Below are 23,493 nucleotides of genomic sequence, written 5' to 3'. Positions count from 1 at the left end.
GGTCACCTCTACTTATTTCTAATTACCCGCTGCTGCACGCCCTTGCCAGTATTTAAGGCCTTCTAAGACACCCTCAGCATGTGTTGCTCTACTCGTGTATACGTTGTCTCTATCCGATAGGTGAGCAACCTCTGGGTAATGGTTAGCAACCAATATCGAGTTTACGCCTTCAATGGTGAGCATTGAGGTGTCGTTAGCTGAGTCACCTGCGACGCACACTTCTGCAACGCTCAAATCGTGTTGTTCGAGTAGGTGGTGAATCGCAGTCGCCTTGTTAACGCCTTTTGGTGTGATATCTAAGTACCAATCATGAGAGTAAGTCAGGTGAACATCTAATCCGTGTATCTCCAAGCTAGATTCAATCAGTTCGTGTTGAGGCTCTGAAAGCTTTCCTTCAAAGGTGATCTTGTAATCGCCTTGATGGTTTTCTATGCGATCACCCATAAAATCAAGGGGGGCGAGAGCCGTCTCTACCCTTGATTTGTTCCAAGAAGCTTCCAGTTGGTTATGCCAAACATGGTCTGGTTTTTGGGAATGAACATGATGAATTTTGGTGCCCACATCGCTAATAATACTGTGTGGCTTCGGGTAGTTATCCGATTCTAAACCCATTCGAATCGAAGGTAATGTTCTTCCTGTCGCGATGATAAAGCGAATATCAGGTTGTTCTGTGAGGTAATCAAATAGCTGGTTAACACCGTGAGATGAGCCTCCATCAAGCGTACCGTCAAAGTCACACACCAACATTTTTATCATTCGAATTCCTTGTCTTTTTCTCTATTTCGTCACGGGAAAATGCTTATTTCTTTTATAAAGAATGGCTCAGCAATGAGCACTCTACAAGTTGAAGTTCAGCTTAGATAATCACCAATTGACAGTTTGCAGCAAGTATCACAGTTGGTGTGACGTATTAAAATTCTTGGTTGAAAAGGTTGATTTCAACTCGCTGACTTTAGCCGGTTGACCTTTGGTTTTTTAGGTAGAGATTGAGAGTTGATCTTATATTTTTTACCGAGCGAACTTTCGCCTCGGAAACATCATGAAAGCTTAATAAATAGTTCGTACTCGAATTATTTGTGCGCGAACTAATTATGGCTTTTGTTGGTTCATTCAGCCTATTAATCACTCTAATGTAAAATTAATATTCAATAATCTACGACTACGTAATACATAATATTGGCCGTACGCTTATCTAATTTATCCCTTTTATTATCAGTAGCTTGCTTTGTTTTTGCTTATTTTTGGTCTTGTTGTTGCTGGTCTGGTTTCAGTCTGTTGCCTTGTTTTACCGAACGAAGAACCTTGATTTACACGTGTCAATTACTTAGAGTGCTAATTGTTTTTCGGGTTTAAATAACCAATTTAAGTTTAAATAACTGATAAAGGATTAGATTACATGGATCCCATACTGGAAGTTAAGGGACTGTACAAGGTGTTTGGTGAAGACACCGACCGTGCTTTTACAATGATTAATGAAGGCGCAAATAAAGATAAAGTTTTCGAAGAAACAGGGCTAACGATCGGCGTTAACGATGTTTCTCTTAGTATTCAAGAAGGCGAGATTTTCGTCATAATGGGACTGTCAGGATCTGGCAAATCAACCCTAGTACGCCTTCTTAACCGCTTGATCGAACCTACCAAAGGCAATGTGCTTCTTCGAGGCAAAGACATTGCCCACATCTCAGAAGATGAACTCCGCGAAGTTCGCCGCAACAACATCTCCATGGTTTTCCAAAATTTCGCTTTGATGCCGCATATGACGGTTATCGAGAATGCCGCGTTTGGTCTAGAGCTTGCGGGTGTTGAAGTTGAACAACGAAAGCAATCAGCACTTGAAGCACTTGAGCGTGTTGGCCTTGGCGCATATTCAGAATCTTACCCAGATGAGTTGTCTGGTGGTATGAAGCAGCGTGTTGGTTTGGCTCGTGCACTAGCATGTGACCCAGATATCTTGTTGATGGACGAAGCGTTCTCGGCGCTCGACCCTTTGATTCGTACAGAAATGCAAGATGAGCTTATTCGCCTTCAAAATGACGATAAACGAACCATTGTTTTTATCTCGCATGATTTGGATGAAGCGATGCGTATCGGTGACCGAATTGCGATTATGCAAAATGGCGAAGTGGTTCAAGTAGGTACTCCAGACGATATTCTTAGTAACCCAGCGAATGATTATGTCGAAGCTTTCTTCCGTGGTGTGAACGTAGCAAGCGTACTTACTGTGAAAGACATTGCGCGTAAGAAGCCAGCTGCGGTATTTAAAAAATCAGAACACGATGGCCCAGCGTCCGCTCTACAAATTTTGATGGATAACGACCGCGAGTACGGCATCGTAGTTGAGAAGAGCAGCCGTTACTCCGGCATTGTCTCTATCGACTCGCTTCGTAAAGCCCACAAAGAGAACAAATCACTCATCAGCGCACAGCTCGATGATGGACTAACGCTGAACCCTGATTTACCAATCAATGATGTGCTTGGCCTAGTTGGTGGTGTGCCTTACTCAGTGCCTGTTGTGGATGAGCAAGGTAATTACTTTGGCGTGGTGACTAAGTCACGACTGTTACAAACATTGGATAAGGGGTAGATCATGTCGTCTGAACAAACAAATAATGACCCATGGTCTCAATCGGCTCCTCCAGCTCAACCTGCAAGTGATCCTTGGGGTCAATCCGCTGATACCTCACCGTCAGCGGATTGGTTAAGCAGCGAAACCGTTGAAACGACACCTTTTGATCCACTTAACCCTTTTGCAGAGGCTGTGCTGCCTGTTGACACTTGGGTTGAGTCTGGACTGAATTGGTTAGTTGAGCACGGACGCCCATTATTCCAGGCAATCCGTGTGCCTATCGATTTTATCCTAAGTTCATTTGAAACGGCGTTGGTGTCTACGCCAGCACCATTCATGTTGATCATCTTGTTTCTAGTGGCATGGCAGTTTTCAAACTTGAAGCTTGGCGTTGCAACGGCCGTATCTTTGACTTTCATTGGCTTGATTGGCGCTTGGTCTGAAGCAATGACCACATTGTCACTGGTCATGACATCCGTATTCTTCTGCCTATTGATTGGCTTACCCATGGGGATATGGCTCGCTCGAAGTAACACGGCGGCTAAATTCGTGCGCCCAATTTTGGATGCTATGCAAACCACACCAGCCTTCGTTTATTTAGTACCGATCGTCATGTTGTTTGGTATCGGTAACGTTCCGGGTGTCGTGGTGACCATCATATTCGCACTTCCTCCTGTTGTTCGTTTGACCATTTTGGGTATTCAGCAAGTTCCGGAAGAATTGATCGAAGCGGGTCACTCATTCGGTGCAAGCAAAAAGCAGATGCTTTACCGAATTCAACTGCCACTTGCATTGCCAACTATCATGGCGGGCGTGAACCAAACACTGATGTTGTCGCTATCTATGGTGGTTATCGCATCAATGATTGCGGTAGGCGGTTTAGGTCAAATGGTACTGAGAGGTATTGGCCGTTTGGATATGGGACTGGCCGCTGTTGGTGGTTTAGGCATCGTTATCTTAGCCATCTTATTAGACAGAATCACCCAAGTACTGGGTGTCAATGCTGGTAATACAAAATTACGCTGGTATCGCATGGGACCTGTTTCCCTTGTACTGAATGTACTTAATCGCGGTAACAAATCAGAACTTCAATTAAGGAAAAACACCAATGAATAATTCATGGAAGAGTAAACTCGCAGTAAGCATCGTTTCTACATTAGCGGTATCGACTAACGTGTGGGCAGCAAGCCTACCGGGTGATGGCGTATCAGTTCAGCCTGTTCAATCGTCTGTAGCGGAAGAGACATTCCAAACATTGATCGTTAACCGTGCTCTAGAAGAACTGGGTTATGACGTGAAATCAACTCAAGAAGTGGACTACAACGTAGGCTACACCTCGATTGCAAAGGGTGACGCAACGTTTCTAACGGTAGGTTGGTTCCCGCTTCATGCTGATAAATACACAATGGCAGGTGGTGATGAGAAATTCTACCGTGAAGGCCAATATGTAAGCGGCGCTGCTCAAGGTTACCTAATTGATAAGAAAACGGCTGAAAAGTACAACATCACCAACATTGGTCAATTAACTGATCCAAAAATCGCGAAGCTGTTTGATGCGGACGGTGATGGCAAAGCAGACCTAACAGGCTGTAACCCAGGTTGGGGTTGTGAGATGGTGATTGAACACCAACTTTCAGCGTTCAAACTGGACGATACGGTAACTCACAACCAAGGTAACTACGCTGCAATCATTGCAGATACAATTTCTCGTTACCAAAAGGGTGAATCAATCCTTTACTACACGTGGACACCTTACTGGGTAAGTGGCGTATTGGTGCCTAACGAAGATGTAGTTTGGTTAGAAGTTCCTTTCTCAGCACTTCCTGGCGAGCGTTCGAACGTGGATACGACGCTATCTAACGGCAAAAACTACGGCTTCGAAATGAACTCAATGCGCATTATTGCGAATAAAGAGTTTGCTAAGAACAACCCATCAGCAGCGAAGCTTTTTGAAATCATCAAACTTAACATCAATGATGTAAGCGCTCAGAACATGATGATGAGTAAAGGTAAGAACAGCTCTGCTGATATCGAAGCGCACGTAAACGGTTGGATCAAAGCGAACCAAAGCACGTTCGATGGTTGGATTACAGAAGCGAAGAAAGCAGCACTGTAACTTTGACTTGTATTTGTTCTGTCTTACCAGACACTTTGATTTGAAATGATGAGCGTGTTGAGTGATTGTGTAGAGTCACTCAATCACCTTCAAACCAAGTGAAAGGGCGACAAGAGTGAACATTATAAAGCCAGCAGTCCATTTGGATTGCTGGCTTTTTGTTTTCTGTTTCTATTTTTGAGCTTCTAGCTGTTAATTACAGCTCTAGCGTTCGCCTTGAACTTCGAAGTTGTCGCTGACTAAGCGAGCGCAGCCATCGGCTTCAAGTGCCCAGTGTTCATGATGTACAACGCCAAACGCTTTGCTCATTGTCCAACTCGCGGTAAGAATGTAACCGCCGTCTGGGTGCTCTTCCCATTTTACATCGGTGTAATCAACGTCTTTGAAACCTTGGTCGATGATGTTTTGCCAAAATGCTTGAATCGCTTCATGACCTTCAAAAGTACCAAATGGACGCGCTTCCATTACACAGCTTTTAGTATATTGATCGGCACAACCTTTCGCATCTTGGTTGTTGAAAGCCTTTTGCCACGCGTTAATGCCTTGCTTACATGCTTCTAAAATTTGGTTGTCTAACATTGTCTTTCTCCATAACAGTCTTGTTTCGAGCACTGTCTTTTTTATTTGGTATTTCGATAAGTTGAATTGAGTTTAGTCTTGGAAATTGATTTTAAAAACAGAGATAATGGAAAATACTGTTTGTAAAAAGAGAACAATAAGATGAGTAAGCTAAAGCAGATGTCGATTTTCGCTCATATCGTAGATCAGGGTTCAGTCTCGGCTGCGGCTGAAAAGTTAGAGTTGTCTAAATCTGTCGTCAGTCAACATCTCAAAATTCTAGAACAAGAGTTAGGCGCCTCTCTCCTTAAACGCACAACACGAAGACAAACTTTGACAAGCATGGGTGAGCGCTTTTATTTGAGTTGCAAAGACATCAATGTGATCGCTGAATCGGCTTGGGATATGGCAAAAGCCGAGCTAGAAGAGCCACAAGGCCGGATTCGTATCACAGCTCCGAATGCCTTGATGGATTTATTGGTAGCGCCTGTTATTGCCGATCTGATGAAACAATATCCGAAGTTAAAGCCAGAACTGATAAGCGACGATCAGCATTTAGACTTCATGGAGCACGATATTGATCTCGCGGTACGAGTGGGCAGTTCTCGTGACAGTAACTTAAAGCAGAAGAGGTTAGGTGAGTTTAAAGATGTGTTATGTGGCGTTGAAAGCATGCGTGAACGTGAGCTTGAATCGATTCCTTACATTGCAAACTCTTGGCAGGGAAAGCAGGTGACTCATCATTTTAGTTCTCAAACTGAGCAGGACTTTGTCTACCAACAGCAAGCTAGTTGCGTCACCAATTCGTTCCACAGTTGCCTTGCACTGATTAAATCAGGTGTTGGTATCGGTGTGATTCCAGATTTCTGCATTCCTCAGTTATTTGGTGATGTTGTCGACGTGCTGCCAAGCTTTGAATTACCCACCAACACGGTTTATGCGCTAAATCCATTCGCTTCAAATACGCCTATCGCCATCAAGCTGTGTATCCATGCGTTGGAAGAAAAGCTTAAGCAGAATTTAGTATAAGCTTTCTATCGTTGGTAAAATCCGGTGCTTAACCATATTTACTAATAAAAGAAATAACATGTTTATTACTCAGTAATTCGATCTTGTCGATAGTCAGTACGCAATAGCGGTAGTTTTTTTTCTTGAAGGTAATGTTCGATTTTTCTTTTGTTGGTTCTGAGAATTTATAGATTTCAAACCCAAGGTTTTTCATCAGCTCCAATGCATTTGGGTTTTTGATCATCATAGAGAATTTCTTGATCTTAGTATTGCTTGCAAGAAGCTTCATATCGGAAATCAGGTTCGCAATAGATTGTTCGCGCTTCTCAGAGTGACCGCTAACCACAATGTAATTTAAGTTATGATTAGACTCTAAAGAGCAAGCTTGCTTAATATGTAGATGCTTATTTTGGTATTGCTCGAACACCTCTTCGTTGAAGAAAAAACCTAGGCTATGACTAACAATATCGCCATTAACATCGACCATTTTTCTGCCATGCGCCTTTTTTTCACTGCAATAGAGAAACAGGTCGATGGTATCAAGGGCTGAAGGATCCATCTTTGTATATTGTGAAATCAGCTTTATTCTATCTATTACTGCTTTGTCATTCTGATCTGTCATTAGTGGCATGATCTGACAGTCGCAGCCTTCTTCTATTTCCCCTTTAGAGATAGACGATATTCGGCTTTGAAACGAAAAGAACCTCTCACGAAGGAAGTCTTCAAGTAATGCACTGTCTTCGTTATCTTCTGAATCAAAGGATTTCAACGTTGTATACAAGTCCAGACCAAGGCAGTCCAATAACTTTAGGGCTTTGTAATTACTTGGTTTTACTTTGCTATTTTCCCATCGATTTATCGTTACGACATCTACAGAGCTGAATTCATCATCTAAGTGATTAATGTATGCCGCAAAATCCTTTTGCGTTAACTTCAATTTCTTGCGCGCTTCGCGCAGTAATTGCGGAAATTTCATCATGGTAGAATATTCATCTTTGATTAGTGACATTACGTTCCGATTAGTCAGATAGTCTATTTTATCAATCGTTAATATACAGTAGCTATAATATTTATTTTTGAATGTAATATTACATTTTTTAGCAGAAGGTTCTGAAAATTTAAATACTTCAAACCCCACACTCTTCAAGAGTCTCATCATATTGGGGTCTTTTACTAAAACAGAATATTTTTTAATGTTTTTGTTCTGAGAAAGTAACTGTATATCTGAAACTATATGCTCAATAACATGATCTTTTGTCTCTGAGTGTGAGCTTATATTAAAATAATTTATGCTTTTGCTTGAATTTAAAGAGCAGGCCATTCTTAGATCTAGCTCTTGAGTTTTTAATGTTTCAAATTGATGGTCTTCAAAGAAAAAGCCTACGTTGTGACTCACAATGTCACCATCTACATTGATCAGTTTGTGACCATGTGCTTTTTTCTCACAGTAGTAGAGATATAAATCAATTTGGTCCAATGGCGAAATATCGACTTTTGTGAATTTAGAAAGTAGTTTGATTCTGTCGATAACGCCAGTGTCGCAAGGCTCTGACATTAAAGGCCGTGACTTAAAGTTGCGTTTGCCTTGTTGTTGATTCAGGCCTGATAGAGCTGAAATTCTACTTTGAAATGAGCCATAGGATTCGTTTAAAAACAGTTCGATTAGTGTGTCTTTTTGTTCGGATTTAAAGCTCTTTATTATCTCAAATAAATCTCCGCCAAGGTACTGTAAGATCTTGAGTGCTTTGTATGTACTAGGCTTTACCTTACTGTTTTCCCAACGATTTATCGTTACGACGTCAACCGCATTAAACTCGTCGTCCAGCTGATTTAAGTAGGTTGCAAACTCTGTTTGTGTAAATTGAAGTTCCTTTCTGAAGTTACGTAACAACTGTGAAAACTCACTCATTAAAACATTAACCTTCTGATAATTAACTCAATGTCTTGATTCTAATTTAGACATCAGATTCTCTATTTAACATCTTCAGTAATTTGTTTTTTACAGATGTTAATTGTTCGGATTATTTGAACTGTATGTTGCGCATGTCCCTAATAGGCTAAGTGCCAAATTAGTGACGTCAAATCTATGGCTTTTTGCCTAGACACTTGTCAATCTACTGTGAAGTGCGCGTTAATGTTCAGATACAATCTTGCCTTTTTCTTATCCATTCTGCTGTTTCCATTGGCCTCCTATGCGGACACAACGGGTCTTGTTATGGATCTGTCTGTTGACAGTGCGTCTTATGACAACGACCAAGAGGTAGCTTATACGCTTGTTTTAACGAATGAGTCGGATAAAGCTATTGCTGAGTTGGACGTTAAGGATGAGCTGTTAAATATCTTAACGACAGATGACCAAGGGAATAATGTCAGCGCGTTCTCGCAAGTCTCGACTCAAGCGCAATCCTCCTTCCTGTCATCTCCAGGTGATTACAGTCGCTTCGGAAACTTAGATGCATCAGGTGTGCGTATTGCGGCTGGTGGGTCGGTGACCTACACCATGGTCGCCACCGTTTCTGCTGACGCAGCCGGTACGATTGATAACGTCGCAAGTGCGAGCACTGGGCTATTGGATGCTGTTGAATCAAATACAGAATCCATTCAGCGTGGTGTGTACCAACATGATGTTGTTGTTTCAGTCGATAAGACGAACTATCAACTCAATAACAAACTCACCTACAAGATTAAGGTTTCGAACACTGGCGATACGTTTATTCAGACGATCGACGTTCAAGATGTCATTTCAGACATAAAGGCACTCAATATTGAAGGGGCTTTGCAACAAGCCTTTACTGACAACGTTAACTCAGTAAGCAAGGTTGAAGGCAGCAAAAGCGATCCAGGCACCTTCGCCGAATCAGGGGACTTATCAGTAAGTGCTGCGTCGATTGATATAGGTGGATCAGTGACTTACGAAATTCAAGCGACCGTTGCCGACAATTTAGTCGGCGACATTGTTAATGACGGTATAACCGCTGAAACACGCGATGACTTGGTCACAGTTGATGAGGTTATCACTCCACCCACTGAGCCTAGTATCACCCTGACACATACCTTGAACCAATCGGATAACTACCTAGTCGACGATGAGTTTTCCTATACGGTCACGGTTGCTAACCAAGCAAACACTGGTATCGCGTACCATTATTCGGTTCAGCAGTTTCTTGCGGATCTTGAAACCGATCTAGGCAACGATGTCAGCAACGAAAAGAACGCAACTGACACGGTTGGTAACCCTTACGATTTTTGGACCAATGAAGTGACCTCGATCGGTTCTAATAGCCTTTCTGAACTCAATGCATCTGGAAAGGAGTCCAACAAGTCACTAGAAGACAAAGTGTCTATCTATCCCGGTGAGCAGATTGTTTATTCCGTTGTGGTGGACGTTAGCCCTGTGTCTATTGGTCAAATTCCCCAAGTTGCAGCCCGAGTGGTTGATGCTGATGGCCACGCAGATTCTGGCGATGCTTTGGCCAATATTCTCGATTCGAAAGACGTTCTGACGACGTCATCAAGTCAAATTACACGTAATAAGAACACCACAGATACGACTTATGTTCCGGGGATAGTCGGTGATAGCGAAGTGGTCTATGACATTGTTATTTCTAACAAGGACACAGAGTTCTTCGCCAACGATATCGAAGTTGTCGATAAATTTGCTTGTATCGTGACAGAGCAAGCGGATGGCTCTAATGCTTCAGCATTTTCCGAGTGGAAGCTTGAAGTCGCTGATAGAAGTGGTGACGGATCGAACTATGGCTCATTTAATTACAATACTTGGACAACAAACGACATCAATTTGAAAGTCGACCTCGCACCTGAGGGTTTCGTTCATTATAAGCTGACCGCAAAAGTGGCAGACACCAGTGTGGGGCAGATTGTTGATGATGGTACCGATGCGGGCTTGTGCTTAGGGGATAACTTAGGCGAGTCAGGCTCTGGTATACAAATGCCAAACTCGAAATTAAAAGTCCAAAAGGAAGTGGATTCTCGTTACTACTCAGCTGGCGGTACCCTGAACTACGACATCACGGTAGAGAATAACGGTGACGGCTACGCGATTGATGTACCGGTTTATGATGATTTAGTCTCTGTCATGACTCAGTCTATTAACGATACACCGACTAAAGCATATTTGAGCTGGGTTATTACTGCGAAATCCTATGCCTCTGACGGCTCAATTTCGACAAACAGTGATCCCGGCTTTACTGGTCAAATTGAAGGTAATCAAAGCAATAAACTTATCTTGGACGAGAAGGCTAAGTTGGCCCCACACGATAAGATCGTTTATAGCATTGCGGCGATCGTAAACCCCATTGCCGATGATGAAATCCGTAATGAAGTGACAGTCGACAGCGTGCTTTATTCCGACAGAGGCTCATACCCACGAGATTACTACTTAGTATTGGATAAGCGTGTTGATGGCCATAACGAACAAAACGCGTATACCGACACCACCAATACTGTCACTTATACGATCAGCATTACCAACCCAGCAGGGAACGGTTTCGCCTCTAACATCAATGTTAAAGATGAAATCAGTACCATAGAAGCAGAGTTACTTCACGAGCCGGGTGAAACCAAGCCCGTGTTCTCTTCGTGGACGATCAGTGCAGAAAGAGAGGCAGACTCCCCGTGGGTGAAAGCCGTGACTGACCCTGGATCGTTCTCGGATAACAATGATCTGGATGCCACCGCTCAGCTCCCGCCAGGTGCGACGATTACTTATACCATTGTTGGGACACTCGATCGCAGTGTCGACAGTGAGATTCTTTGGGGAGCATTCACCAATACCGCAACAGTGACGGGACCAGATACTAATCTATCGGATACGGTACGTACCTATCCTAGCGAGCCGAATCTTGTAGTCGCTAAGACCGCTCAAAATACCGACTTTGTTGTAGGTGAGCGCGCTACGTTCGATATTTATATCTATAACCGCGGTGTTGGCTATGCAAATGACGCAACGGTACAAGATAGTATTTCAGCGCTTAACTTCTTTAATAGTTGGACAATTGTAGGTTCGACCAACACAGATAAACCGGGTTCTCGTTACGGTGACATTGCTAACGACACTGACATCGATACCGACGTTGATATCACTCCCGGAGGGTGGGTTCACTATGAGGTGAGCGGCATTGTTAAGTCTGACTATGAAGAAGAACAAGTATCGAACCGTGTTGATGTTTACGATCCTATTACAGACCGTGACCACAGCTCTTCCGCTCAAATAGATAACTCACACAGTACCTATGACATCAATGTTTCATTAGCCAAAACGACCGATGTTGTCCGCTACACGCCGGGTGAAGATCTCACCTACACCATCGTTATTGGCAATAACAGCGACACTGATGAGACCGATCTTATCTTCATGGATCGCCTGAGTGAGATCACTACTACGCTAGCGAATGATAAAGATGGTGAAGTAGAAGATGTTCTTAATCAAAACCCGTTTGACTATTGGTCTGTTGATACTGGCTCTGGTTTCGGCCCTCAAACGACTGAAGATGTGGAGTTCCCAGTTTCAATTCCGGCCAAAGACTTTGTCACGGTGCGTATTAAGGCGCATGTCAAAGACAATGCGGTATCTAACGGTGTAGCGGACAGAGACGGCGGCATAATCCGCAACGAAGCCGTGCTGATTCATGATGATAATGCCGGTTGTACTGACGATTGTGAGTATGCCAAACGTGCCGTGGCTGAAAACCATCAGGTACATAATAACGGCGGCGTTGTTCGCACTACTAACATTAACCGCTACTCTCCGGGAGATGAGTTGACTTATACCATTAGGTACAACTCTCAAGATGGACATGGTTATCGAAACAACGTAGACGTTAACGAACTGATTAATGACATATCAGTGGAGCTACAAGATGGCAATTCAGGTAATCCATTTTTCGATGATTCGGTAGGTTCAAACAAGTTTACGGTGGCGGTTGCTAAGAGCGATCCTGCGAACGCGGGTACAACAGATGGTACCAAAGACGGTGATGTTGCGAACGACACTGACATCGTAACCTCGATTGATATCGATGCTGGCGAAGACGTGACTTACACAGTAACAGGTACCGTAAGACCGGATGCGGTCGGTGATATTCATTATCGAGATACCGTCGTGATTCCCGATGGCTACCATTTAGATTTTGATAAAACGACTGATGAAGCGGTGTACGAGCCCGCTCAAACCGTGACCTATCACTTAGTGATTGAGAATGACGGCAAAGGTAACGCTCACGATATTCCAATCGTCGATAACCTCGAAGATATTACGGTCAGCTTAGTGGATGGTAATACAGGACCAGCGTATTCAGATTGGACCATCACATCGATCGCAACTGGAACTGATTCTGAGTATGTGGATGCGGGCGCAGGTGCTGGCAATGTTTACACATCAACCAACAGTAACCTAAATGTTGAAGCCGATATTCCGATGGGCGCTAAGCTTGAGTACCAAGTTGTCGCGACCATCAATGACAAAGCCAATGGTGATGTTGTTAACGTTCTAACCGTCGATGGCGACACGATATCTCATAATATTTCGCAAACTGGTCGCAAAATTGATTACGAAAAAAACATTCTGGCTTACTACGACACGGATGGTAATGAGTTGGTTGGTGCTACCAATTACATGCCTGGCGGCTACATCGAGTATGAAATCCTAATCGAGAACATCGCATCGGCGCACGTTGATGACATTAGCCTGCGTGATGATATCGACCAGATAACGACTCAATACTACGATGGAACTCGCGGTTCGGCGTTTGATAGTTGGACGATTGAAACTTTCGCTGATGGATCGGGGATTTCAGATCCTGATGTAGATAACTCGATTAAAGACAATCAACCGATTGATACGCACTTTGATATATCGGCAGACAACTTTGGCGGTGTAGTATTGTCATCGTTTGTGCGTTACGTCATCAAGGCCAAAATCAGTCCGAAAGCAGTAGGTTCTTTCACTAACCGAGCGTACATCGATGAAGATGACGGAAATGAACTAATTGCCGTATCTCCACCTGCAAAGATGGCTGAGCCTGAAATTTCGTTCTCTAAGAAAGCATTTTATGACGCAGGCCTCTCCTCGGCAAAGACTGAGTATTCTCAAGTCGCTGGTGAAAGTGAGGTTTACTACCGAGTTCAAATTAAGAACACGGGTAATGGTATTGAGTATGGTTCTCGCCTTGAAGATACTATTTCTGCAATTCAGACTCGCATTGCAGAAGATGCCTCGACGTCTGGCACTGACCCTGTCGGCCAGCCATTTTTATCTGGTTGGGAAGTGCAGCTAGAAAAAACGGCAGCGGTAGGTTCGATTACAGACGCGGTTGACTTCGTTTCTGGTAATAACGTCAATATTGATAACGACATTGTTATCGCGCCTCAAGAAAGCCTAACGTTCACCATCCATGCTGAGATTCGTGAGGATGCGTTGGGCGATATTCAAAACAAAGCGAATTATGACGGTAAGGTTCGTACTGCGACTCTAATGCCACTAGGAAATAATATCAGTGTTGAAAAACGCGTGGTGTCGATTAACGGCAACCCGTTCAATGATGGGGATACCTATCTGCCGGGTGACGAAGTTGAGTATGAATTTGTGGTCACTAACACTGAAAACGGTTGGGCGAATGATATTCAAATCAAAGACACGGTAAAGGATATCCAAGTTGAGGTTATTGGCGGAACAATGGAGTCTGCCTTTGTTTCGGGCGATATCATTCACGAAATCAGTAATGGTATTGATGCCAACGTCGATACCTATGTTCCTAGCTATAACCCAAACAATAACCTGAATATTGAAACCGATATTGCCGCAGGTGAAATACTGACGTTTAACTTAACGGGTGTTATCCGTGATGACGCTTTGGGAACTATCGAAGCCAACCGAGTGACGGCAGAAAATGAGTCTGCGACGTCAGAAACTATCCCACCTCAAGAAGCTGAGCTCGACTATTTCAAAACCTTGGTTTACACCGATGGTGAATCGGCTGGTTGTTCAGTTCCTTCAAACGATGGCAGTAGCTGTACCTACGCACCTCGCGGGGATGTTGAGTATCAAGTTACGCTAGAGAATACGGGTGATAGCATCGCGAATGACGTGAGTGTTATCGATGCTATTCATACCATCAAAACCGAAGATGGTGATGATGCGTTCTCTGAATGGACCACCGCGATTGCTGTGGAACCTGTTGGTTCTTATGACGTACGAGGTAACTACAACGGCAGTGTACCATTGAATGCAACTGTCGACCTTCGCCCAGGTGAGCACATTGTATTTGACGTGAAAGGCAGAGTGTCTACGTCAGCGACAGGTACCATCACCAATACAGCACAAGTGAATGGCGATAACACCAACGATATTGTCCTCAACCCTGGCCGCTCGAACATTCTAGTTGATAAGTGGACAGATACACCTACGTACGTACCTGGTGGAACGGTGAATTACTACATCGATATTACCAACGATGATGTGGATTCTGGCCTGTTTTCAATCCGCGACATCATCAGTGGCTTCGAAGTCGAAACTGTCGATGGTTCGATGCAAACCGCACTCACGGAGTGGAGCGTCGATTACAATGTGCTTTATAACTCCGCGCCATCAGACCCTGACGCTAATGATTTTTCAGAGTTAGATAAGCTAGTTGGTCAAAACAGTCCAGACATCGATTTACCTGTTGAATCGATCAAGATGGCTGGGCGTGACGATGCTGGTACGGGTGGTGGTGATAAGTACACAGCTGTCCGTATTCACGTTCAAGGTAAGGTTCGTGATGATGCGATTGGGCGCTTTACCAATACGGCTTATCTACGACATGGTTTGGACGATTCGAAGATCGCTCGCTTACGAGAAGGCTTTATCACGCCGAAGTCGGGTCAATTGGTTCTAACCAAAGAAACGACGCCAATTGCAGAACCTGATGCTAAGTATCAACCGGGTCAACCTATCTCATACAAGATCACCGTGGCTAACACAGGTGAAGGTTACCTTGTCGATCAAGTCCTGACGGATCGCATCGATACCATCATGACAGAGGTGGCTAACAGCCCAGATCAAGAGCAAGCGTTGACAGGTAATTGGATCATTAGCGACGAACAGCTTGATGGCAGTGGCGATCCAGCCCTGAACGCTCGCAAAGATGTGGTTAATAACGCACAGGGTTATAGTGCGACTTACAGCATTCACCCGGGTGACAGTTATTCATTTGTCGTGACCAACACTGTTAATGATAAGGCCAAAGGCGAGATCACTAACGTCGTTAAAGTTGATAGCGACGACGGTGAGCACTCTGCAGACGCGACCTACATTCCAGAAGATGCGCAAGTTGAGATCACTAAAGATGTCGATAAAGCAGAGTACCTTCCGGGAGAAACACTTCAGTACACCGTGACCGTTAAGAATAATGGCTTAGGTTGGGCTGAAGATGTTGCTATTGAAGATGCGCTGAAGTCGGTTGAAACCACGATTGCAGGTGGTACGACTGAACAAGCTTTTGACCCTGCTTCAATCCAAATATCGGCGGTATCGACAACCGGTGAAACCCCAGTACCGGATGCAACCCGTGGTGAAGACCTTCATGAGACGCTCGATATTGCGCCTCAAGACAGCATTGTTTTCACTATTCAAGTTGCGACTAATCCGTTGGCGACAGGCGATATTACTAACATCGCATCAGCGACCTTTGACGGCACAACATTTGATGACCGTGCTACCAGTACACCAGTGTTGGCGACGGTTTCGGTCAAGAAGACGGTTGATACGCCATCGTATGAAGTAACCAAGCTGATTAACTACGACATCACCGTAACCAACAGCTCTGATGCGTTTGCATCTGGTGTTCAACTTCAAGACATCATCAGTGACATTCAAGTCGACACGACCGCGGATAAACAAGAGTCGGCATTCCTACTATGGGAAGTGAGCTTTGACGCCTCGGATGATCGCTCTGTTGTCACTCCCAAGACGTTCGACTTGAGTGAAGATATCGATGTGAGTATGGATGTGGCGCCACAAAGTACCGTGACATTCCATGTTAAGGCGTTGATTCGTACGACGGCGATTGGCGATATCAGTAACACGGCAACCATCACTTATAACGGAACACCACAAGACTCAACGGTAGTCATGACACCGAAAGACTCTGAGTTTGTTGCGACGAAAACTAACGTACAAACCGAGTATGAGCCGGGTGGTGAGCTGGAATTCTTGGTTACCATTGAAAACACCTCTAACAACTACATCAGCGATTTAAGTGTTGTCGATGACATGAGCACGATAGAGGTGGGCTATTACGATGGTACCACTGGGCCTGCTTTTGTTGCTGGAACCACTTCTTTGGTTGTTGAGTCAACCACGGTAGGAACGACGACGGAGCAAATTAGCCCGATTGAGTACAGTGTGGATATTGCACCGCACGGCACAGTTGTGTTCCGCTCAAAAGGCACCGTAGTCGATACCGCGACCGGACACATCATTAATACTGCGCAAGTAGATGGCGGCGATGTTATCAGTCCTCCAGTTCAAACAGTTGCGGCTGTGGTTCAAGCTGAGCTGTTTACCGATGCCCCGTATTACGTGCCGGGAGAGCAGGTTGAGTATCACTTAGTGGTGCAAAACATAGGCCGAGGTATAGCCAAAGATGTCGCGCTTTACACCCAGTTCTCTGAATCCATGGGTGATCATATTGATGGTAATCTTAGTAATGCGTTTGATGAATGGACACTAACGGCAACATCAGAAGGGGCTGAAACTCAACCTGGCACCTTTGATGACGACAAAGACCTGTTCACCTTGGTCGACATATCGCCGGGCGGCAAGATTGATTACACGTTCACATTGACGGTCAACGAAGACATGCTGACTAATATCGATGTGCTTGGATACTACCTCGACTTAACTGGTAGCCCAGCGATGCGCGCTCGTTCTAAGGGCATGTTGGCGTCTGAAACCTCGATGCAGGCAGTGGCAGACCAAGTATCGGCTTTGGATTTACCGCCAGTGGGTGCTGATCTGGTTGTTGAAAAACGTTCAGATAAACCTGAATACACCGAAGATGATGACAGTGTCACTTATTACTTAGCCGTGACTAACAATGGTCAAGGTAACGCGGCCAATGTTCGTCTAACCGATGAGATCAGTGAGCTACAAAACAGCACTGCTAATAAAGTCTTTACCGATTGGACAATTGAAGGTGTGGAAGTCGACGACTCAGGCGCGGTTATTCAGCGTCATTCTTTCCCGTCGAATAAAGACTTAGACACTACCGTTAACCTGAAATCCAACAAACGAAATGCTTACGCGTTTGAGGTCGTGGGTACGCTAGGTAAGGGCTTGGATGACGACATTACCAATACCTTTACGGCGACCGAATCTGACGGTACCGAAACCAGCGACAGTGTAACTACTCATATCAAGAAGATTCCTGATAATTCTGGAGAGTTGGAGCTGACCAAGTCTGCGTTGCAAGATACCGCGCAAGTGGGTGATGCGGTTGAGTACGAGATCATCGTTGAGAACAACAATGAATCTTACTTTAAGAACGTGACTGTGGAAGACCGTTACCCAGGTGGTCTGAAATACATCGTGGATACATCAGAAGTTGTGCTAAGCGGCATTGATGGTGAGTTCGGTACGGAAGACGATCAGGTTATCTCTCAAGATCCATCAGATACGGGCAAGTTAATGTTCACATCGTTGAACTTTGATCCGGGCGAGAAGCTGCGTATTCGTTACTTATTGCGTGTCTCGGTAGGTGCCACTTTTGGTGATTACATCAACACCGCAGTAGCGAAGGTTGATGGCTCGGCTGTTTCTAATGAAGACACCGCCAAAGTGACCATTGAGCCGGACAAGGTGTTCGATACCTCATCGATCATCGGTAAAGTTTTTGAAGATCATAACAAAGATGGATTCCAAGCTGATGCAACCGCGTTTGATGTTGAGCTAACTGCGAACTTAGCAACACAAGGCTACATCGCTGATTCGACGCACATCATTCGTGATGGTCAAGACGTTGCTATTCAAGATGGTGCGATAACCACTGCACTTGAACAAGGTTTGGAGCTTGGTGACCTTTGGGGACATTCAGTGAACCGAACACTGCCAGAAACCAGCAAAGTGGTGATTCAATTTAAAACTCGCACACAGCAAAGCTTTGATTTCTACGTCACAACCGATGCGGGCTCTCGTATCGAGTTCGACGCACAAGGTCAGATTCAGTTTAAGCACGAATCGGACAAGAAAAAGGGACTGAGCGCGGAAAACCTCAACGTAACCAGAAACCTGTATCGCGATGGCGAGGATTACCTGTGGGAAATCGTTATCGAGAACAAAGGTATTTACGAAGATGGTATTCCGGGCGTTAAGTTGATGACGGTTGAGGGAATCGTTATTTACACAGACCAGTACGGTCGTTACCACGTGCCCGACCAATGGGTACTCAATAAGAAAGGTAAGAACTTCCTCGTGAAGTTGGACACTGATTCGCTCTCCACCTCCATGGAAGTGGTGAGCGAAAACCCAAAAGTGTTGCGAATTACCCCGAACAAGCTCACCAAGTTCAACTTTAGCGTTCATCGCAAAGACCAACAAAGTGAACAGAAGTAAGCCATTGGAACCGTAACTGGAAATTGTATGAAAGTATTTAGTAAGTCTCGTTTAGCGACGTGTGTGTTAACGGCCATTCCTGTGATGGCGGTAGCGAAAGACACAGGTAAGCTTGAAAAACTCGGTTCTGAGACGACTGGCATTGAAATCACTAAGCCGAACCAAGATCAAGATAGTTCGCGTATTTACCTAGAACAAGGCGCTATTTGGGCAAGCCGTGACATCACTCGCTTTGACCCAGTATTAGATGTCAGTGTCAGCGATGAGTTGGAAGTCGAGCAGGGCGCACTGCGAGACAGTGTCGGTTTCACCATCACGACTAACTATGGTTACTACATCAAAAAGTACCAGTTGGAAGTGTACCGAGTGGGTGACTTTGGCTTGTCTGAGCCAATCGCTGTGCTTGAAGGCGACAAACTGGCGAACGACTCTGACATCAATTGGGATGGTCAAATTGATGTTGATTATCAGTTTGAGGTCGGTGAGCAGCTGATGTTCCGCCTAAAAGCGTGGGACAAAGATGGCAACATGGATGTGACCACCGTTGGTGTGACTGACTTAGTCAAGCCGGACTCTGAAGTCGAGATCGATCGAAACGATAACGACGATGAAGAGAGTAAAGATAAAAGCTACGGCCAAGCTAAGTTGATGCGTCATAACATCCCGACCAATGCGGGTTTAGCCAAGTTCATTGGTACCGGTTTGAAAGGCGTTGATAAAGTTATCATCGGTGAAGATGAATTTGATGTCGAAGACGGCAACTTATACGCAGAGCAGTACTTACCTACAGACTCCTACATTTTCCCTACCAAGGTTGTGTTTGATAACGGTGATGAACGTCGTTACAAGCTTTACGTTCGTATTCCAGATACGTACTACGCACAAACCGGTTTGGCTGATCTTTATGTTGGTAAGAACAATGTGTCTGGTAATAGCGATGCATTAAGTGTCGATGACCAGTACCAAGATGACATCTACAACCAAGGTCGCTTAGCGTACTTTGGTCAGGGTAAATTTGGCGACAAACTTCGTGTAACGACTCACTTTGATACGCGAGAAAGTGAAATCAAAGACATGTTCAAACATCCGTTCGCCTCCGACGATTCGGATGTGTTCGATATCCTCGAAGACGACGATGAGCTTTATTACGGTAACTATGGTGACAGCTCAAACATCGAAAAAGTGGTCAACACCAAAGGCAAGGTTTACCTCAATGTTGAATACGATAAGTCTCAATACTTGTGGGGTAACTACAACACGGGTTTAACAGGCACCGAGAACAACGATTACAACCGTAGCCTCTATGGTTTCAAAGCCGATTATCGCACTCGCGATACTACACAATATGGTGAAGATCGTTTGAACGTGGTTGGTTTTACCGCAGAAGCAGACTCGTTGTATGCACACGATGAGTTCTTGGGCACAGGCGGTTCTCTGTACTTTCTTCGTCATGGTGAAGCGGTACCAGGAAGCGACAAGGTTTATGTAAAAGTAAAAGATGAATCTGGCCTAGTGCAGAATGAAATCCCACTTGAGCCGGGTGTCGACTATGATTTTGACCCATACCAAGGTCGAATTATTTTGACCAAGCCACTCGACAACATCCTATCCGATAGCTTTGGTAGCGTGATTGAAAACGGCGATGATTACGAAAACTTTCTGGTTGTCGATTATGAGTATGTTCCACAAGGTTCAGATTCATTAGACGCGATGTCTTACGGTGGTCGTGCTAAAGGTTGGATCAACGATTACGTTGGTGTTGGCGTGACGTATGCAACTCAAGAAAAGGACAACCAAGACTACGAGTCTTACGGTACGGACTTAACGTTGCGTGCAACAGAAGGTACCTACATTAAGGCTGAGTTTGCACACAGTGAAGGTACTCAAACTGAGTCGAATTTTGTCTCTGTTGATGGCGGCTTAACCTTTACGCCAATTGGCGACACATTGGAAGACCGCGAGGGCGACAGTGTCCAAATCACAGCTGTCACCAGCCTTTATGATCTTGCTCCAACCATTTTTGGTGCTGTTGGTAATGACCTGAAACTTTGGTATCGAGACAAAGACGCGGGATACAGCTACGCGAGCAGCAGCGATGATCTAGAGCAAGAGGCATACGGTGCTGAAGTTCGTTTACAAGCTACTGATCGCTTGGCGGTTCTCTCTCGCTTCTCGACCAATGAAGAGCGCGATGTCGATGGTAATCTAGAAACAGATACTGAAACGATTGAGATTGAGACTCAAGTTAAAATCACCGAGCACATTAAGGTTTCGGCGGCAGGGCAACAAACTGAAGAGCTTAACCAAAACGACGAGCACAGTGATGCCACCTTAGCGGGTGTGCGTTTGGAATACATGTGGGACAGTGAGAACAGCGTTTACGTCAAAGGGCAAAAGACCGTCGACCAGTCGGATGACTATGATGAAAACGACAGCGCGTCGATTGGTGCTGAATTCCAAGTGTTGGAAGACTTGTCTCTTGGTGGCGAATACACCGATGGCGACCGAGGCCAAGTAGCAGAAGCGACTGTGACTTACGATGTATCCGATGACCACTCAACCTACGTAACTTATGTAGATGATAACTACGAAGGCCAAAACAACGTGATTGTTGGTCAGCGTGCAGACCTGACTAGCAGTGTCGATTTCTACCAAGAGAACCAGTTTGTTGATGAAAACGATGGTCATGGCCGTATCGACTCGTACGGCTTTGGCTACGATGTGACGGAAGATGTCGAGATGGGGATCGGTTATCAGCTTGGGGAAATTGAAGATGACCAGAGCATCACCACAGAGCGTGAGTCCATCAGCTTCAATGCTTCAATTGACCTAGATGACATCACCCTAAGCCACAAATTTGAATATCGAGTGGATAAGAGTGAAGACGACCCTGACATCGCTCAGCGAGAGCTGCAACAAATCGTGACGACCAACCGTTACACGCATCACTTAACGGAAGAGTACACATTGTTCGGCAAGTACAACTACTCCATCACCGAAAGTGAAACAACGGGCGAAACCATGGCGCAATTCACTGAAGCGACCGGTGGACTAGCGTATCGTCCGATCTACAACGATCGACTCAACTTACTGAGCCGCTACACCTACATTGCAGATTTCGATCAACTGGATCGCGATGTGGATTATCAAGATGAAACCAGCCAGATCATTGAAGTTGAAGCGATCTATTCAATCGACCAACACTGGGACGTCGGTACTAAGTACGCCCATAAAGACAAACAGCAAGCTTTTGAACGAGCGTCTGGTTCGAATGAGTTGGTCAAAAGCGATATCGACCTATACGGATTAAGTGCTTCTTACCGCGTGATGAAAGAGTGGGATGTGACGGGTGAATACCACTGGAAAACAGACACTCTCAACGATGAGCTAGAACACGGTGCATTAGTTTCGGTGAACAAGCACATCGGCGAGAACTTCAAAATGGGGATTGGTTATAACTTCTCTGCGTTTGATAGTGACTTAACCAATGATGATGACTACGACGCATCTGGTGTGTTCATTAACTTAGTCGGTAAGATCTAAGCCTGCCCAAGTGGGTCGAAAGTTAAGAGTTGAGAATTCAAAGTGACAGTTAAGAGTAAGATGAAAACAATTATTTTCCTAATAAGCGCAGTGATGAGTACTTTGCTGCTTTCCGGCTGTGCAACCGACACCTATGTGAGTCAGGAGAACCGAGACAAGTTTGCTGGCATCGATGTGTCTAAGTTTTTAATAAGCGAGTGTTTGGCGCCAGAGCGTGAGGTGCACATCGCCATCGCAGAGCATTTTGCGTTTGATAAATATCAATTACGCGACCTCGACAAGATCAACTTAGATACCTTTGTTAAAGAGATCAGAGGCTTAAAAGGGCGCATCACGATTGTCGGCCATACTGATTTCAAGGGTTCTCTCGAATATAATGAGCGCCTTTCACAGCGCCGTGCTAAATCGGTCGCAGATTATTTGAAAGGGCAACTAGACCCAACGCAATATGACTGGGAAGTGAAACATCTTGGTGAGACTCAACCTCTTCTGTTTGGTAAGACAGATAAAGACCGAGCGGAGAACCGCCGTGCATTTATCGTGTTTGAAGAAGCTCAGAAGTACGAAGAGATGCCTTTCTGTGAGCCGCCAAAACCAGAACGTAAAGTTTATATGGCAATGACGCCGCACTTCGATTTCGATAAGTCAGTACTCAAGCAAGAAGACCTAACTCAGTTAGATGACTTCACAACTAAGTTGAGCGGCCTGCAAGGTAGCATAATGGTGGCAGGGCACACCGACCAAGCGGGTTCACTTTCTTACAATGAAAAGCTGGCAGAGCGCCGCGCAGAAACGGTGGTTGAATACCTCAAAACCAAACTCGACCCTAAGCAGTTCATCTGGGAAGTGAAGTCATTTGGTAAGTTGCAGCCTGCGATTAATGAACGCTCTGAAAAAGCCGATGCATTAAACCGCCGCGCGTTCATTGTGTTCAAAGAATCTGATATTACCGCCGAACAGCAAGCTCTTGCTAGCAGTGAACAAGAAGCGGTGAGCAGCGAGAGCGATTAGAGTTCACCGAAGAATAACGAATAGTTGCCTTTACAATAAAACGCAAAAAGCCCCATACGTTGGTAATGCCGTTCACTTAAG

10 protein-coding genes are annotated in these 23,493 nt (G+C 44.8%); 7 read left to right on the top strand and 3 right to left on the bottom strand.

Going from position 1 to position 23,493, the window contains the following annotated elements:
* Positions 1-18 precede the first annotated feature (18 nt).
* Complete coding sequence (locus tag AB4503_RS12835) at positions 19-756, bottom strand: HAD-IIB family hydrolase (RefSeq protein ID WP_372114951.1); 738 nt, start codon at positions 754-756, stop codon at positions 19-21.
* 640 nt (positions 757-1,396) lie between these two features.
* Between AB4503_RS12835 and proV the strand changes: the two genes are divergently transcribed.
* The 3 genes from proV to proX are packed head-to-tail and all read left to right on the top strand — an operon-like array spanning position 1,397 to position 4,682.
* Positions 1,397-2,584, top strand: a complete 1,188-nt coding sequence (gene proV, locus AB4503_RS12830) for a glycine betaine/L-proline ABC transporter ATP-binding protein ProV (protein ID WP_017067805.1) — start codon at positions 1,397-1,399, stop codon at positions 2,582-2,584.
* A gap of 3 nt (positions 2,585-2,587) precedes the next feature.
* Positions 2,588-3,682, top strand: a complete 1,095-nt coding sequence (gene proW / locus AB4503_RS12825; RefSeq protein ID WP_102393819.1) for a glycine betaine/L-proline ABC transporter permease ProW — start codon at positions 2,588-2,590, stop codon at positions 3,680-3,682.
* Entirely contained in the window at positions 3,675-4,682 is a 1,008-nt protein-coding gene (proX, locus tag AB4503_RS12820) for a glycine betaine/L-proline ABC transporter substrate-binding protein ProX (protein ID WP_017065955.1), read from the top strand. The genes proW and proX overlap by 8 nt, the downstream gene beginning before the upstream one ends.
* Before the next feature lie 204 nt (positions 4,683-4,886).
* Here proX and AB4503_RS12815 read toward each other — a convergent pair whose 3' ends face one another.
* Positions 4,887-5,261 (bottom strand): nuclear transport factor 2 family protein, encoded by a 375-nt coding sequence (locus AB4503_RS12815; RefSeq protein ID WP_372114948.1) that lies wholly within the window; start codon positions 5,259-5,261, stop codon positions 4,887-4,889.
* 141 nt (positions 5,262-5,402) lie between these two features.
* On the opposite strand from AB4503_RS12815, the gene AB4503_RS12810 reads away from it, so the two are divergent.
* Positions 5,403-6,269 carry a LysR family transcriptional regulator gene (locus tag AB4503_RS12810; protein WP_102333177.1) on the top strand — a complete coding sequence of 289 codons (867 nt, stop codon included), beginning with the start codon at positions 5,403-5,405 and terminating at the stop codon, positions 6,267-6,269.
* 28 nt (positions 6,270-6,297) lie between these two features.
* Here the strand turns inward: AB4503_RS12810 and AB4503_RS12805 are convergent, their stop codons facing one another.
* Positions 6,298-8,157 carry a helix-turn-helix domain-containing protein gene (locus AB4503_RS12805; RefSeq protein ID WP_372114945.1) on the bottom strand — a complete coding sequence of 620 codons (1,860 nt, stop codon included), beginning with the start codon at positions 8,155-8,157 and terminating at the stop codon, positions 6,298-6,300.
* Between the two features lie 306 nt (positions 8,158-8,463).
* Here AB4503_RS12805 and AB4503_RS12800 point away from each other — a divergent pair, with 306 nt between their 5' ends.
* From AB4503_RS12800 to AB4503_RS12790, 3 genes are read left to right on the top strand one after another with little or no spacing between them, the layout of a single operon-like run.
* The gene (locus tag AB4503_RS12800) at positions 8,464-18,858 is read left to right on the top strand and encodes a hypothetical protein (RefSeq protein ID WP_372115115.1); all 10,395 of its coding nucleotides are present in this window, start codon (positions 8,464-8,466) and stop codon (positions 18,856-18,858) included.
* Positions 18,859-18,885: 27 nt separating this feature from the next.
* Positions 18,886-22,401: a hypothetical protein gene (locus AB4503_RS12795; RefSeq protein ID WP_372114942.1), complete on the top strand. Its 3,516-nt coding sequence runs from the start codon at positions 18,886-18,888 to the stop codon at positions 22,399-22,401.
* Positions 22,402-22,461: 60 nt separating this feature from the next.
* Entirely contained in the window at positions 22,462-23,412 is a 951-nt protein-coding gene (locus AB4503_RS12790) for an OmpA family protein (RefSeq protein WP_372114940.1), read from the top strand.
* Positions 23,413-23,493 lie beyond the last annotated feature (81 nt).

The sequence above is a fragment of the Vibrio sp. 10N.222.55.B11 genome, assembly GCF_041473705.1.
Taxonomy (GTDB): Bacteria; Pseudomonadota; Gammaproteobacteria; order Enterobacterales; family Vibrionaceae; genus Vibrio; species Vibrio crassostreae_C.
The sequence above is the reverse complement of the archived record's forward strand: the minus strand, read 5'-3'. Positions and strand labels throughout refer to the sequence as shown.